Raw genomic sequence first — 13,173 nt, 5'->3', positions numbered from 1 at the left:
ACCCCCGAGGAACCGACACCCACCAGGAAGGCACGCCCATGCTGTTCTACGTCCAGATGAAGTGGAACCACGAAGGCCGGATCACCCTCGACGAGCTGTGGGAGATCGAGGAGGAGGAGGCCAGGCACGCCCAGGAGACCCTCGACTCCGGCTACTGCATCGGGCTGTGGAAGGTGGCCGCCCAGAAGCGCGTCATCGCCATCGTCGACGCCCCGAGCGCCGAGGAGCTCGACCGGAACGCCCTGGGCCGGCTGCCCATGCGCGAGTACCTGGACTTCGAGGAGGTCTGGCCGCTGCGCGACTACACCGGCTTCGCCGAGGACGTCATCGCCCGCTACAAGGTCTGAGCCCGAGCCGACACCCGAGGAGGTCGAACCATGATCCACCAGCTCATCTTCGCCGCGCCCAAGCCCGGCATGACCGAGGAGGAGTTCCAGCGGTACTGGCTCGAGGTGCACGCCGTCCGCTACGCCAGCCGCATCCCGCAGATCAGGCGGTACGCGATCGACGCGCGCATCCCGCAGCCCGGCGACGGCGAGCCGCTGTGGAGCGGCATAGCCGAGATCTGGCTGAACAACGAGGAGGAGCAGCTCGCCTCGCTCCAGACCCCGGAGTTCCTGGAGGGCGCCCGCCTCGACGAGCCCCGCTGGGCCGCGTTCTGGCGGTCCGTGGTGCTCGACACCGACACCGAGGTCGTGGTGCCGGGCGTGCCGGAGAACCAGGTGCAGCCCGGCATCAAGCAGGTGATCCTGGCCAAGCGCGCCGAGGGCGTCAGCGTCGAGGAGTTCCGGCGGCACAGCCGGGAGACGCACGCCCCGCTCGTCAGCGGGCTGCCCGGCGTCGGCCGCTACTACCAGTCCTTCACGCGGGACTCCTGGTACGCGCTGAGCGAGCCGCCGTTCGACGCGGCCTACCACGTCTGGTTCGACGACCTGGCGAGCCTGCGCGCGGCCCGGGCCACGGCCCAACAGGCCGCGGTCGAGGCCGACTACAAGAACTTCGTCAACGAGCGCTACCTGCACGTGCTGACGGTCAGGCAGGACTGGGTGATCGGCCCGCAGCCGCGCTAGCGCCCGCCCCGGAGCCGGGGGCACCGAAGGAACCGACGCATCCGACGCATCCGACGGAAGAGAAGGAGAGGGAGGACCCAACATGACCCCCACGACGCGAGAGGTCGCGACGACCTGGTTCACGGCCCTGACGGAGGGCGACATCGACACCGCGCTCGGCTGCCTGGCCGACGACGTCGAGTGGATCAACTACGACGTGGTGCGCGGCTACAACGACGCCATGACCTGGATCGGCAGCTACCGCGGCCGCGACCAGGTGCTGGACACCTTCAAGGTGTTCGGCGGCGTCGTCGAGGTGAACCACGAGGCGCTGGTCGACCTGGTGGTGGACGGTGAGAAGGCGATGGGCGTGATCCACGAGGTGTCGACGGTCCGGGAGACCGGCCGCGTCTTCGAGATCGAGTTCATCCAGGCGCTGACCGTGCGGAACGGCCGGATCGTGCGCTGGAAGTCGTACACCGACCCGTCGCAGATCCTGCGCGCCCTGAAGAAGGACTGACGCCGGCCGGGGCCGCGTCGGGCCCCGCTACGCGGACGCGTCGGGGAAGCCGACGTCCCTGGCGACCGACTCCCAGGCGGTCAACTCCTCGCGGACCGCGTCGAGGTGGGCGAGCAGCCCGTCGTAGGCGTCGTTGCCCAGCGGCAGCCGCAGCGGGGTCTTGTCGCCGTCGAGGGCCGCGACGATGGCCTCGGCCGCCCTGGCCGGGTCGCCGGGCTGGGTGCCGTCGATGCTGGTGATGAACTGCCGGGTCTGGCCCACCGTCTCGGCGTAGGCGGGCAGTTCGGCCGACTGGTGCAGGCCGGCGCCGGAGAACTCGGTGCGGAAGGCGCCGGGTTCGACGATCAGCACCTTGATGCCGTGCGGCGCCACCTCCGCCGCGAGCGCCTCGGACAGGCCCTCCAGGGCGAACTTGGTGGCGCAGTAGGCGGAGAAGCCCGGGTAGGCGACCTGGCCGCCGAAGCTGCTGATCTGCACGACGGCCCCGGAACCCTGCTTGCGCATGCCCGGCAGGACGGCGCGGGTCAGCGCGGCCGGGCCGTGCAGGTGCAGGTCCATCAGGTCGCGCAGTTCGCGGTCCGTGGTCTCCTCGACCGCGCCGACCTGCCCGTGTCCCGCGTTGTTGACCAGGACGTCGACGCGCCCGTACCAGAGCAGCACCTCGGCCACCACCGCGGCGATCCGGGCGTTGTCGGTGACGTCCAGTCGGACGGCCCGCACCCGGTCCGGGTACGCGGCCACCAGGTCGTCCAGCGTCTCGGGCCGGCGCGCCGTGGCGACCACCGTGTCGCCGGCGGCCAGCGCCGCCTCCGCGATGGCGCGACCGAAACCGCTCGACGTCCCGGTGATCAGCCAGACGCGGCCGACGGCGGTACTCGACTGGGCGGAGTCAGGGGAACTCACGTGGCACACACCTCCGAGTGGGCTTGTCTGCCTCCCAGTTGTCGCATCCACCCGGCCCGGCCGTCCAAGTGAGGCGATCACTCGACCGATAGAGCCCCTTTATGGTCGCAGGGTGGGGCATGATCGCGGCATGGAGCTTCGGGAGCTGCGCTACCTCGTCGCGATCGCCGAGGAGGGGAACCTCGGGCGGGCCGCCAAGCGGCTCTACGTGAGCCAACCGACGCTGTCGTACGCCCTGAAGTCCCTGGAGAGCAAGCTCGGCGTGCGGCTCTTCGACCGGCACGCCGGCGGGGTCACCGCGACCCGGGCCGGCGGCGACGTCGTGATCGCGGCGCGGCGCGCGATACGCGAGGCCGAGCGCGTCACCGAGGTGGCCGACTCGTACCGGCGGGGCGGCGTGGGGCCGTTGCGCGTCGGCTTCGAGGCGAGCGGGGCCGGCGAGCTGATCGCCAGGTCCCGCGCCGAGTTCGCCCGCCGGAACCCCGGTGTCCGGGTGGAGCCGCGCCGGTTCGACTGGGGCGAGGAGGTCGCCGCGCTGCGCGACGGCCGGGCGGACGTGGCGTTCGTCTGGCTGCCGGCCGACCTCACCGGGATGTGCGCCGAGGTGGTGCACGTCGAGTCGCGGGTGGTCGGCTTCCCCGCCGCCCATCCGCTGGCCGCCCGCGAGCGGGTGACCCTGGAGGACGTCAGGGACGAGCCGCTGACCTGGACCGAGCACGCCCCGCGCGCCTGGGTGGAGTGGTGGGCCGTGGTGCCGCGGCCCGACGGGTCGACCCCGCGCTGGGGGCCGACCAACCGCAACGTCGAGGAGATGCTCGAACAGGTGGCCGCCGGGGCCGCCATCTGCTTCGCGCCGGCCGGCATGGCGCTGTACTACGCGCGCCCCGACCTGGCCTGGGTCCCGCTGGACGGCGTCGAGCCCATGCGGGTGGCGCTCGCCTGGCCGCGGGACGAGGAGACCGACGCCATCCGGGAATTCGGGCGCGTCGTGCGCGAGTTGGCGGCCGAGCCACCGCGTTAACTGCACGAAGTGGTCCGGGAAAACCGCCCCGTTTTCCGGAAGGGCATGCGCCCGACGGCATACTGAAAACCGTTCCGACGCCGGCCGGAGTGCCTCTCCGAACCGCACCTCCACCCGACGGCACCGGAATCGCCGTCTCGGCGGCCCGTTTCCGCGCGGGAGGCACGCCCATGCCTCCCGCGCGTCTTTTACCGTGTGCTCGGAATGTGCCCGGAATTCCGTGCCCACCACGGAATTCCGGGCGTTCCGCGACTTCCGCGAGAAGGGGAGAGAGAATCCCATGACATCCACGAACGAAACGGCGAAACCGGTGGCACCGGCGGCGGAGGACACCGCCCGGGACCACCGCAAGGGCCTGATCCTCCTGGTCACCTGCGCGGTGTTCTTCCTCGACGCGCTGGACAACTCGACGGTGGGCGTGGCGCTGCCCAGCATTCGCGACGACCTCTCGATGAGCACCGCCTCGTTACAGTGGCTGGTCTCCGGCTACACGCTGGCCTACGGCGGTTTCCTGCTGGTCGGCGGCCGCGCCGCCGACATCCTGGGCCGGCGCCGGGTGCTGATCGTCGGCCTCTCGGTGTTCGTCGTCGCCAGCCTGCTGGGCGGCATGATGACCGAGCCCGCGCCGCTGATCGCCTCCCGGTTCATCAAGGGCGTGGCCGCCGCGTTCACCGCACCGGCCGCGTTCTCCATCATCACCACCCGGTTCGCCGAGGGCCGGGAGCGCAACCGCGCCCTGTCGATCTACGGCGCCACCGGCGGCCTCGGCTGGTGCACGGGCCTGGTGGCCTCCGGGCTGCTGACCGACGTCGACTGGCGCCTCGTCTTCTTCGTGCCGGGAGTGGTGGCACTGCTGGTACTGGCCCTGGTGCCGATCGCCGTCGAGCCCGACGAGCCCGAGCCGGCCGGCGCCGCGCGCCGCTCCTACGACCCCGGCGGGGCGCTGGTGGTGACGGCCGCGCTGCTGCTCTTCGTCATGGCCGTGGTCCGGGCCCCCGAAACCGGCTGGTCGGCGCCGAGCACCCTGCTCGCCTTCGCCCTCGCCCCGCTGCTGGTCCTCGTGTTCGTGGCCATCGAGCGCCGCCACCACGCCCCGATGCTCGCCCTCGACATCTTCGGGTCCCGCACCCGCAGCGCCTCCTACCTCGTCGCCCTGACACACGCCGCGGCCGCGCTCGGCTGGCAGTTCGCCGTGGTGCTGTACCTCCAGGAGGTCCTCGACTACGGCCCCGCCCGCATCGCGATGGCGATCCTGCCGCTGGGCGTGACCGTCTTCCTCGTCGCGCGGTTCGTCACCAGCCGGCTGGTCGACGCGTTCGGCATCCGCTTCGTGAGCGTGCTCGGCCTGGCCCTCCAGGCCGTCGCCGTCGGCCTGTTCGCCGTGCTCGGCGAGGAGGACCGCTACCTCACGCTGATCCTGCCCTGCCTGCTGGTGCACGGCTTCGCCTGCGGCACCGTGCTGTCCGCCGCCAACATCGGCGGCGTCAGCGCCGTCGCCGACGAGCGGCAGGGCGTCGCGGCCGGCCTCAGCTCCGCCGCGTACGCGGTGGGGGCCGGCCTCGGCACCGCGGTGCTCGCCGGCGTCATCGCCGCCACCACCGGCGACGCCGACGCCACCCCGCTGGCCGCGTTCCGCAACGCCTTCCTCGGCGCCGCCGCGCTGGCCACGGTGGGCCTGCTGATCGCGCTCCTCGGACTGCCGCGCCGCGACCGGGCCTCCTGACCAGGGCCCGCCGCGCCGCCGGCGGCCGAAGGCCCCGTTCTCCCCACCCGACCGTGGGGAGAACGGGGCCTTCGGACGTTCGGGAGCCGACGGCCTCAGGCCGCGCCCCGCTCGGCCGCCCCGCCGAGCAGGCCGTCGAGCGCCCGCTCCGGCAGCCACGCCCAGCCCGGGCGGTGCTGGGTCTCGTACGCCACCTCGTAGACCGCCTTGTCCACCAGGTAGGCGTGCAACAGCCGCCGGTCGCCGGCGTCCTGCGGCCCGGCCTCCGCCAGGTAACCGTCCAGGAACGCCTGCTGGTGCAGGGTCGCCCAGCGCGCGGCGCGCACCCAGCTCCGGTCGTCGGGCCCTTTCTCCGTGGCGCCGCCCAGCGGGTGGTGGGCGGCGTAGTCGAAGGAGCGCAGCATGCCCGCGAGGTCGCGCAACGGGGAGTCGGGGCGGTCCCGTTCGGTGGGTTCGGCCAGCGGCTCGCCCTCGAAGTCGACGAGCAGCCAGCCGGTCGTGGTGTGCAGGGTCTGCCCCAGATGCAGGTCGCCGTGGACGCGCTGGACCGTGCGCCGCGGCGTGCTGTCCAGGGTGGCGACCGCGCCCAACTCGGCCCGCAGCCGCGGCGCGCGCGCCGCGAGCTGGGGCGCGAGGGCCACCGCCCGGTCGAGCCGGTGCGCCAGGCGCCGGGCGATCCGCTGGTAGTCGACCGGGCGCAGCACGGCCCGCCCGTCGGCGGCCGCGAGGTCGCGGTGCACCACCGCGACCGCCCGTCCCAGCGTCCTCGCCTCCACCCGCAGGTCGGCCTGGGCCTGCCGGCCGGGCGCGGCCGGCCCGCCGAGGAAGCTTCCGGCGGCGGCCAGCGCCAGCGCCCAACCGTCCACGGCCCTCGGCAGGTACACGCCCAGGGTGGCGTAGGTGGTGCCGGACGCCGCGTCCTCGACGGCGCCCAGCAGCGGCGGCACGTGCGGGCAGCCGGCGGCGGCGAGCCTCCGGTGCACGGTCAGGTCCCGGTTGGGACCCGGCACCAGCCGGCGGAACACCTTCAGCAGGTACCGGCCGCCCACCACCACCGAACTGTTGCTCTGCTCCACGCCCAGCGGCCGCACGGGCAGCGCGTCGACGCCCTGGACGGCCGGCGGCGGCACGGCCGCGTGCGGGGCCGGGGTCGGGACGAGGCGCAGGCCGGGGCTCTCCGCCCCGGCCAGCACCCCCGCGACCAGGCCGCCGACCAGCCGCGGGTCGCCCAGCGCGTCGTAGACCACGGTGTCCCCGTACCCGGCGACGACCGCCGCCGACCCGGGCACCGCGTCCGCCGGGCCGAGGCCGAGCAGCAGCTGGTACCGGTCGTCGGCCTCCCCCGTCCTGACCACGGCCAGCACGAGGGTGGTGGGTCCCGGCGGGGCGACGGTGACCGGCCGGGCGTCGACCACGGCGAGCCGGCCGGCGCGCCCGCCCGCGTACCAGCGCTGCCCGGCCAGCCAGGCCGCGAGCGACGCCCGGACCTCGGGCGCGTCGAGGATCTCGACCGGCGCCGTCACGGCCGGTCCTCCGGTTCCTCGACGGCGAACCACCGCACACCGAGCCGCGGCAGGTCGAGGGTGAGCCGTCCCTCGGACACCGGGTGCACGGTGCCGTCGGTCAGGTCGCGCAGCCGGGCGCCGGTCACCCCGGGCACGGTCAGCGCGCAGGTCCGCGGCCCGGCCGCCAGGTTGACGACGCACAGCACCCGGTCGCGCGGGCCCTCCGGCGGCGCGTGGTCGCGGACGAAGGCCAGCACGGCCTCGTCCGAGGCCGCCGCCGGCGTGAACGTGCCCTCGCCGAACGCCGGGTGGGCGCGCCGCAGCCGGAGCATCCGCCGGGTGAAGTGCAGCAGCGAACCGTCGTCGGTGAGCTGCGCCGCGACGTTCACCCGGTCCGGGGCGTGGTCGCGGGTGGCGACGACCGGCAGGTAGAGCCGGTCGGGATCGGCCGTGGAGAACCCGGCGTTGGGCCCGTCGTCCCACTGCATCGGGGTGCGCACCGCGTCCCGGTCGGCCAGCCAGATGTTGTCGCCCATGCCGATCTCGTCGCCGTAGTAGAGGATCGGCGAGCCGGGCAGCGACAGCAACAGCGCGGTGGCCAGCCGCAGGCGGTCGCCGTCGTCGCCGAGCAGCGGGGCGAGCCGGCGGCGGATGCCCACGTTGGCCCGCATCCTGGGGTGCGGCGCGTACGCGTCGTACATGTACGCGCGTTCCTCGTCGGTGACCATCTCCAGGCTCAACTCGTCGTGGTTGCGCAGGAAGATGCCCCACTGGCAGTCGTCCGGGATGTGCGGCGTGTTGGCCAGGATCTCGGTGACCGGCGCGGCCTCCTCCCGCCGCAGCGCCATGAACACCCGCGGCATCAGCGGGAAGTGGAACGCCATGTGGCACTCGTCGCCGGTCAGCCCGGTCTCGCCGAAGTACGCCACGGCGTCCTGCGGCCACTGGTTGGCCTCGGCGAGCAGCACCCGGCCCGGGTACTCGTCGTCCACCACCTTGCGCACGGACTTCAGGAAGTCGTGCGTCTCCGGCAGGTTCTCGCAGTCGGTGCCCTCCCGCGCGAACAGGTAGGGCACGGCGTCCAGGCGGAACCCGTCGATGCCCAGGTCGAGCCAGAACCGCAGCGCGTCCGTCATGGCGTCGAGGACCCGCGGGTTCTCGTAGTTGAGGTCCGGCTGGTGGGAGAAGAACCGGTGCCAGTAGTACTGGCCGCGCACCGGGTCGTAGGCCCAGTTGGAGGTCTCGGTGTCGACGAAGATGATCCGCGCGTCGGGGTAGCCGGTGTCGTCGTCGGCCCACATGTAGAAGTCGCCGTAGGGCCCCTCCGGGTCGTGGCGGGACTCCTGGAACCACGGGTGGGCGTCCGAGGTGTGGTTCATGACCATGTCGACGATCACCCGGATGCCGCGCTGGTGGGCCGCGTCGAGCAGCGCCACGAAGTCGTCGATGGTGCCGAACTCCGGCAGCACGGACCGGTAGTCGCTGATGTCGTAGCCGCCGTCGCGGAGCGGCGAGGCGTAGAACGGCGGCAGCCAGAGACAGTCCACGCCCAGCCACTTCAGGTGGTCGAGGCGGGCGGTCAGGCCCCGCAGGTCGCCCACGCCGTCGCCGTCGCTGTCCGCGAAGGCGCGGACCAGCACCTCGTAGAAGACGGCCCGCTTGTACCAGCCCGGGTCGACCGGCGCCGGCCGCGCCGACGCGAAGTCGGTGGCCACCGGCTCGGGAACGGCCTGCGCCGTGGTGCGGTCACGCATGGCGGGCCCGCACCAGGACGAGGGCCACCGACTCGCGGGGGTCCAGCTTGACGCGGGTCGCCCCGCTCCACAGCGCGGCCTCGCCGCCGATCTCGTCGCGCAGCAGCAGCGGCTCGTCCGGCGCCTCGCCGAAGGCCGCCGGCACGTCGCGCACCACGCCCTCCTCGACGCCCGACGGGTTGAGGGTGACCACGCACAGCACGGACTCGCCGGTCCCCGGGTCGGTCTTCAGGTAGGCGAGCAGCGAGTCGTTGTCCACCTGGAGGAAGCGGATCCCGCGCAGCTGGCGCAGCGCCGGGTGGGCGCGGCGCAGCCGGTTCAGCTCGGTGAGCCACGGCGTCAGCGAGTTGCCCGCGGCGTCCGCCGACTCGTAGTCGCGGGGCCGCAACTGGTACTTCTCCGACGCCAGGTACTCCTCGCTGCCCTGGTGCAACGCCCGGTGCTCGAACAGCTCGTAGCCCGAGTACACGCCCCAGGTGGGGGAGAGGGTGGCGGCCAGCGCGGCGCGCAGCGCGAACGCCGGCGGCCCGCCGTGCTGGAGGCTGGCGTGCAGGATGTCCGGCGTGTTCACGAACAGGTTGGGCCGCAGGAAGTCGGCGTCGCCGGCCAGTTCGAGCGCGTAGTCGGTCAGCTCCTCCTTCCCGGTGCGCCACGTGAAGTAGGTGTAGGACTGGCTGAACCCCGCCCTGGCGAGCCCCTTGAGCAGCGGCGGGCGGGTGAACGCCTCGGCCAGGAACAGCACGTCGGGGTCGGTCCGCCGGATCTCCCTGATCAGCCACTCCCACAGCCCGAGCGGCTTGGTGTGCGGGTTGTCGACGCGGAAGATCCGCACCCCGCGCCCGACCCAGAACCGGGTCACGCGCAGGATCTCGGCGCGCAGGCCCGCCGGGTCGTTGTCGAAGTTCAGCGGGTAGATGTCCTCGTACCGCTTGGGCGGGTTCTCGGCGTGGGCGATGCTCCCGTCCGGCTGGCGGGTGAACCACTCGGGGTGCTCGCGGGTCCACGGGTGGTCGGGCGAGCACTGGAGCGCCAGGTCGAGCGCCACCTCCAGGTCCAGGTCCCGGGCCGCGGCCACGAACGCCTCGAAGTCGGCGACGGTGCCCAGCGCCGGGTGGACGGCGTCGTGTCCGCCGGCGGGGGAGCCGATCGCCCAGGGCGAGCCCACGTCCTCGGGGTCCGCGGTCAACGCGTTGTCGGGGCCCTTGCGGTGGGTGTGGCCGATGGGGTGCACGGGCGGCAGGTACACCACGTCGAAGCCCATCGCCGCGATCCTCGGCAGCTGGGCCGCGGCGGTGGCGAAGGTGCCGTGCACCGGCCGCCCGCGGTCGTCGAACCCGCCCGTGGAGCGCGGGAACATCTCGTACCAGGAGCCGAACAGCGCCCGTTCGCGGTCCACCAGGATGCGGTGCGCCGGCCCCTGGGTCAGCAGCTCGCGCTCCGGGTGCGCCGCGGCCAGCGCGTCGATCTCGGGGCCGGTGGCCTCGGCGAGCCGGTCGGCGAGCGGCAGCCGCTCGTCCCGCAGCAGCCGCGCCGCGCGCGCCGGCCGCGGGTCGCGGCTGGCCTCGGCCAGCCGGGTCAGCAGCAGGGCGCCGGTCTCCAGGTCGTTGGCCAGCAGCGACAGCGGCACCCGGGCGGTCACCTTGGCGTCGACGGCGTGCCGCCAGGTCGCCCAGGGGTCGCTCCAGGCCCGCACCCGGTAGGTCCACAGGCCCTCGTGGGCGGGGACGACCCGCCCCTCCCAGCGGTCGAGCCCCGGGTCGACGAGCGCGAGCGGGACCGTGTGGGCCCCGGCCGTGCCGACGGCCGGTTCGAGGACGACCTCGGCCGCGAGGGACTCATGGCCCTCACGCCAGATGGTGGCGCCGATCGGAATATGCTCTCCCACCACTCCCTTCGCCGGATACCGACCCCCGTCGACGACCGGAGCCAGGTCGGTTATGACCAGGCGACGACTCATTATCTGCCCCTTTCTCAAGGCTTCTTGTTAATGGTGCGAAGGGGCGGGGAACTCGACGCTGGAAACTCCGGGGAAATGTCGCACTCCGTCAACTTGGACGAGTGGTCGGTGCCGGCCGGCTATTCCTTGTGACCCGTCCATTCCACGGGATGTACTTCAACCGTGCCCACCACGGCGAGGTCCCGATTCCGGACTTCGCCCGGATCTCAGCCAGTTGAGGAGTGAACGAATGTCCAAGCGGATACTCGTGGTCCTGTCAGAATTCGGTTACTGGGGCGAGGAACTCGTCGGCCCGGTCGAGGCGTTCGACAGGCAGGGCTACCAGATCACCTTCATGACCCCGACCGGCAAGCGGGCGCACGCCCTGCCGCCGAGCGTCGACCCCGAGTACGTCGACCCGCCGCTCGGCCGCTCGGTCACCACCCGCGACATGGCCAGGCGCGCCGCCGACCTCGACGAGTCGGACCGCCTCGACAACCCCGTCAGCCTCCAGGCGCTCATCCCCGAACGCCCCTACTACAGCGCGCTGAACCACCTGCGGGAGCTGGAGGAGTACCACGCCCGCCTCGACCGGGCCACCGGCGACCTGGTGTCGGGCTTCGACGGCCTGGTCATCGTCGGCGGCAGCGGCCCCATCGTCGACCTGGCCAACAACGAGCGGCTGCACGAGCTGGTGCTGGCCTTCGTCAAGGCCGACAAGCCGATCCTCGCCGAGTGCTACGGCGTCGCCGTGCTGGCCTTCGCCCGCGAGTGGGAGGACCGCGCCAGCATCCTGTGGGGCAAGCACGTCACCGGGCACCCCAAGGAGTACGACTACAAGGACGGCACCGGCTTCCTCGGCGTCGACTTCAACATGGGCCCGCCGCCGTACCCGCTGGAGTACATCCTGCGCGACGCCACGGGGCCGGAGGGCGCCTTCCACGGCAACGTCGGCAAGGAGACCTCGGTCATCGTCGACTACCCCTTCGTGACCGCCCGTTCCACCCCGGACTCCATCCCCTCCGGCGAACTGCTCGTCGAGGTGCTGGAGAACGGCCTGCGCCGGCACGGCTGGTAACCCGACCGAGCCGCCAGAGAGGAGATCCCGCATGCGCGCCAGGCCAGGAAAGGCCGCCATCTTCGAGCAGTTCGCGGCCGATGGCATCACCTACATGTTCGGCAACCCGGGAACGGTCGAGCAGGGCTTCCTCGACGAGTCGAGGAACCACCGCCTGACCTACGTCCCGACGCTTCACGAGGGCGCCGCCGTGGGCATCGCCGACGGTTACGCCCGCGCCGCCCGGCGGCCCGCCCTGGTCCAACTGCACAGCGGGGTCGGCCTCGGCAACGGCATCGGCATGCTCTACCAGGCCAAGCGCGGCGGCTCACCGCTGGTGGTGGTGGCCGGCGAGGCCGGAGTGCGCTACGACGCGATGGACGCCCAGATGGCCGCCGACCTGGTGGCGATGGCCGAACCCGTCGTCAAGTACGCCACCCGCGTCATCGACCCGGCCTCCACCCTGCGGGTGCTGCGCCGCGCCGTGAAGATGGCCATGACCCCGCCGCGCGGCCCGGTGCTCGTGGTGCTGCCGGCCGACGTGCTCGACGAGTTGACGACCGAGCCCGCCGTGCCGACCAGCATCCTCGACACCCGGGTCGCGCCCAGCGCCGAGGCGCTGCGGGAGGCCGGGCGGATGCTGTCCGCCGCCCGGCGGCCGCTGATCCTGATGGGCGACGGCGTCGCCACCAGCGACGCCCAGCCCGAGCTGACGGCGGTCGCCGAGCGGCTCGGCGCGCCGGTGTGGGGGGTGAACTCGTCGGAGGTCAACTTCGACACCACCCACCCGCTGTACGGCGGCCAGCTCGGCCACATGTTCGGCAAGGACAGTGCCCGGGTGGTCGGCGACGCCGACGGGGTGCTGATCGTCGGCACCTACGTCTTCCCCGAGGTCTTCCCCCACCTGGACAGCCCCTTCAGGTCCGACGCCAGGATCGTCCACATCGACCTGGACGCCTACGAGATCGCGAAGAACTTCCCGGTCGACCTCGGCATCGTCGCCGACCCGAAGGCGGCGCTCGCCGGCCTGGCCGAGACGCTCGGCCCGCGCGGCCGCACGCCGAGCGGCCCGGTCGCGGCCCGGGACGCGGCGGCCGCCCAGGGCGACGAGTCCCTGATGGAACGCTTCGCCCGCACCCTGGCCGCGCGCGGCCCCGCCGACCTCGTCGTCTTCGACGAGGCGCTGACCGCGGGCGGCCCGCTGGCCAGGCACCTGCCGCCGCGCCGGCCCGGGCACTTCTTCCAGACCAGGGGCGGCTCGCTCGGCGTCGGCATCCCCGGCGCGATCGGCGCCAAGCTGGCCCGCCCCGAGCTGCCGGTCGTCGGCTTCACCGGGGACGGCGGCAGCATGTACACCTTCCAGGCGCTCTGGACGGCCGCCCGGCAGCAGGTCGACGCCAAGTTCGTGATCTGCAACAACGGCCGCTACCGGCTGCTCGACCTCAACATCGAGCAGTACTGGCGGGAACAGGGCATCGCCCCGCACGCCTACCCGGAGGCGTTCGACCTGACCAGGCCCGAGATCGGCTTCGTCGAACTGGCCGCGGCACTCGGCGTCCCCGGCCGCCGGGTGGCCAAGCCCGACGAGGTGGACGCCGCCGTCGAGGCCATGTGGGCCCACGACGGCCCCTACCTGATCGACCTGGCCGTCGACTGACCGGCCCGCACCGGCCCGCACCGCTCCACACCCTGTCTCTTATACACA

At 73.0% G+C, this 13,173-nt stretch carries 11 protein-coding genes; 7 read left to right on the top strand and 4 right to left on the bottom strand.

Annotation, left to right across the window (positions count from 1 at the left end; all coding sequences use genetic code 11):
• The 3 genes from E1283_RS19630 to E1283_RS19620 form a co-directional block, all read left to right on the top strand.
• Window positions 1-347, top strand: a 347-nt coding sequence (locus tag E1283_RS19630; protein ID WP_243744956.1) for a muconolactone Delta-isomerase family protein, incomplete at its 5' end; no start/stop codon positions are given.
• A 30-nt stretch (window positions 348-377) separates the two neighbouring features.
• Window positions 378-1,070 (top strand): EthD domain-containing protein, encoded by a 693-nt coding sequence (locus E1283_RS19625; protein WP_132819401.1) that lies wholly within the window; start codon window positions 378-380, stop codon window positions 1,068-1,070.
• 82 nt (window positions 1,071-1,152) lie between these two features.
• Window positions 1,153-1,569 (top strand): nuclear transport factor 2 family protein, encoded by a 417-nt coding sequence (locus tag E1283_RS19620; RefSeq protein ID WP_132819400.1) that lies wholly within the window; start codon window positions 1,153-1,155, stop codon window positions 1,567-1,569.
• A 27-nt stretch (window positions 1,570-1,596) separates the two neighbouring features.
• On the opposite strand, the gene E1283_RS19615 is transcribed toward E1283_RS19620, so the two are convergent.
• Window positions 1,597-2,472, bottom strand: a complete 876-nt coding sequence (locus E1283_RS19615) for an oxidoreductase (RefSeq protein WP_132819399.1) — start codon at window positions 2,470-2,472, stop codon at window positions 1,597-1,599.
• A gap of 130 nt (window positions 2,473-2,602) precedes the next feature.
• Here E1283_RS19615 and E1283_RS19610 point away from each other — a divergent pair, with 130 nt between their 5' ends.
• Together E1283_RS19610 and E1283_RS19605 are read left to right on the top strand one after the other, a co-directional pair.
• The gene (locus tag E1283_RS19610) at window positions 2,603-3,493 is read left to right on the top strand and encodes a LysR family transcriptional regulator (RefSeq protein WP_132819398.1); all 891 of its coding nucleotides are present in this window, start codon (window positions 2,603-2,605) and stop codon (window positions 3,491-3,493) included.
• Window positions 3,494-3,773: 280 nt separating this feature from the next.
• Window positions 3,774-5,216: an MFS transporter gene (locus tag E1283_RS19605; protein ID WP_132819397.1), complete on the top strand. Its 1,443-nt coding sequence runs from the start codon at window positions 3,774-3,776 to the stop codon at window positions 5,214-5,216.
• Window positions 5,217-5,311: 95 nt separating this feature from the next.
• On the opposite strand, the gene E1283_RS19600 is transcribed toward E1283_RS19605, so the two are convergent.
• From E1283_RS19600 to E1283_RS19590, 3 genes are read right to left on the bottom strand one after another with little or no spacing between them, the layout of a single operon-like run.
• Window positions 5,312-6,739 carry a maltokinase N-terminal cap-like domain-containing protein gene (locus tag E1283_RS19600; RefSeq protein WP_132819396.1) on the bottom strand — a complete coding sequence of 476 codons (1,428 nt, stop codon included), beginning with the start codon at window positions 6,737-6,739 and terminating at the stop codon, window positions 5,312-5,314.
• Complete coding sequence (treS, locus tag E1283_RS19595; protein ID WP_132819395.1) at window positions 6,736-8,475, bottom strand: maltose alpha-D-glucosyltransferase; 1,740 nt, start codon at window positions 8,473-8,475, stop codon at window positions 6,736-6,738. The genes E1283_RS19600 and treS overlap by 4 nt, the downstream gene beginning before the upstream one ends.
• The gene (locus tag E1283_RS19590; RefSeq protein WP_132819394.1) at window positions 8,468-10,432 is read right to left on the bottom strand and encodes a maltotransferase domain-containing protein; all 1,965 of its coding nucleotides are present in this window, start codon (window positions 10,430-10,432) and stop codon (window positions 8,468-8,470) included. The genes treS and E1283_RS19590 overlap by 8 nt, the downstream gene beginning before the upstream one ends.
• 229 nt (window positions 10,433-10,661) lie before the next feature.
• Between E1283_RS19590 and E1283_RS19585 the strand changes: the two genes are divergently transcribed.
• Window positions 10,662-11,489, top strand: coding sequence for a type 1 glutamine amidotransferase domain-containing protein (locus E1283_RS19585; protein ID WP_132819393.1), 828 nt, complete (start codon window positions 10,662-10,664; stop codon window positions 11,487-11,489).
• A gap of 31 nt (window positions 11,490-11,520) precedes the next feature.
• Window positions 11,521-13,125 (top strand): thiamine pyrophosphate-binding protein, encoded by a 1,605-nt coding sequence (locus E1283_RS19580; protein WP_132819392.1) that lies wholly within the window; start codon window positions 11,521-11,523, stop codon window positions 13,123-13,125.
• Window positions 13,126-13,173: the final 48 nt, after the last annotated feature.

The organism is Streptomyces hainanensis (genome assembly GCF_004348415.1).
GTDB lineage: Bacteria > Actinomycetota > Actinomycetes > Streptomycetales > Streptomycetaceae > Streptomyces > Streptomyces hainanensis.
This window is presented reverse-complemented; position numbering and strand designations above follow the sequence as displayed.

Excerpts from the sequence above, each read along its gene's own strand:
- E1283_RS19585 (WP_132819393.1), top strand. The coding sequence starts at position 10,662 with ATGTCCAAGCGGATACTCGTGGTCCTGTCAGAATTCGGTTACTGGGGC.
- treS (WP_132819395.1), bottom strand. The coding sequence starts at position 8,475 with ATGCGTGACCGCACCACGGCGCAGGCCGTTCCCGAGCCGGTGGCCACC.
- E1283_RS19605 (WP_132819397.1), top strand. The coding sequence starts at position 3,774 with ATGACATCCACGAACGAAACGGCGAAACCGGTGGCACCGGCGGCGGAG.
- E1283_RS19625 (WP_132819401.1), top strand. The coding sequence starts at position 378 with ATGATCCACCAGCTCATCTTCGCCGCGCCCAAGCCCGGCATGACCGAG.
- E1283_RS19590 (WP_132819394.1), bottom strand. The coding sequence starts at position 10,432 with ATGAGTCGTCGCCTGGTCATAACCGACCTGGCTCCGGTCGTCGACGGG.
- E1283_RS19610 (WP_132819398.1), top strand. The coding sequence starts at position 2,603 with ATGGAGCTTCGGGAGCTGCGCTACCTCGTCGCGATCGCCGAGGAGGGG.
- E1283_RS19620 (WP_132819400.1), top strand. The coding sequence starts at position 1,153 with ATGACCCCCACGACGCGAGAGGTCGCGACGACCTGGTTCACGGCCCTG.
- E1283_RS19580 (WP_132819392.1), top strand. The coding sequence starts at position 11,521 with ATGCGCGCCAGGCCAGGAAAGGCCGCCATCTTCGAGCAGTTCGCGGCC.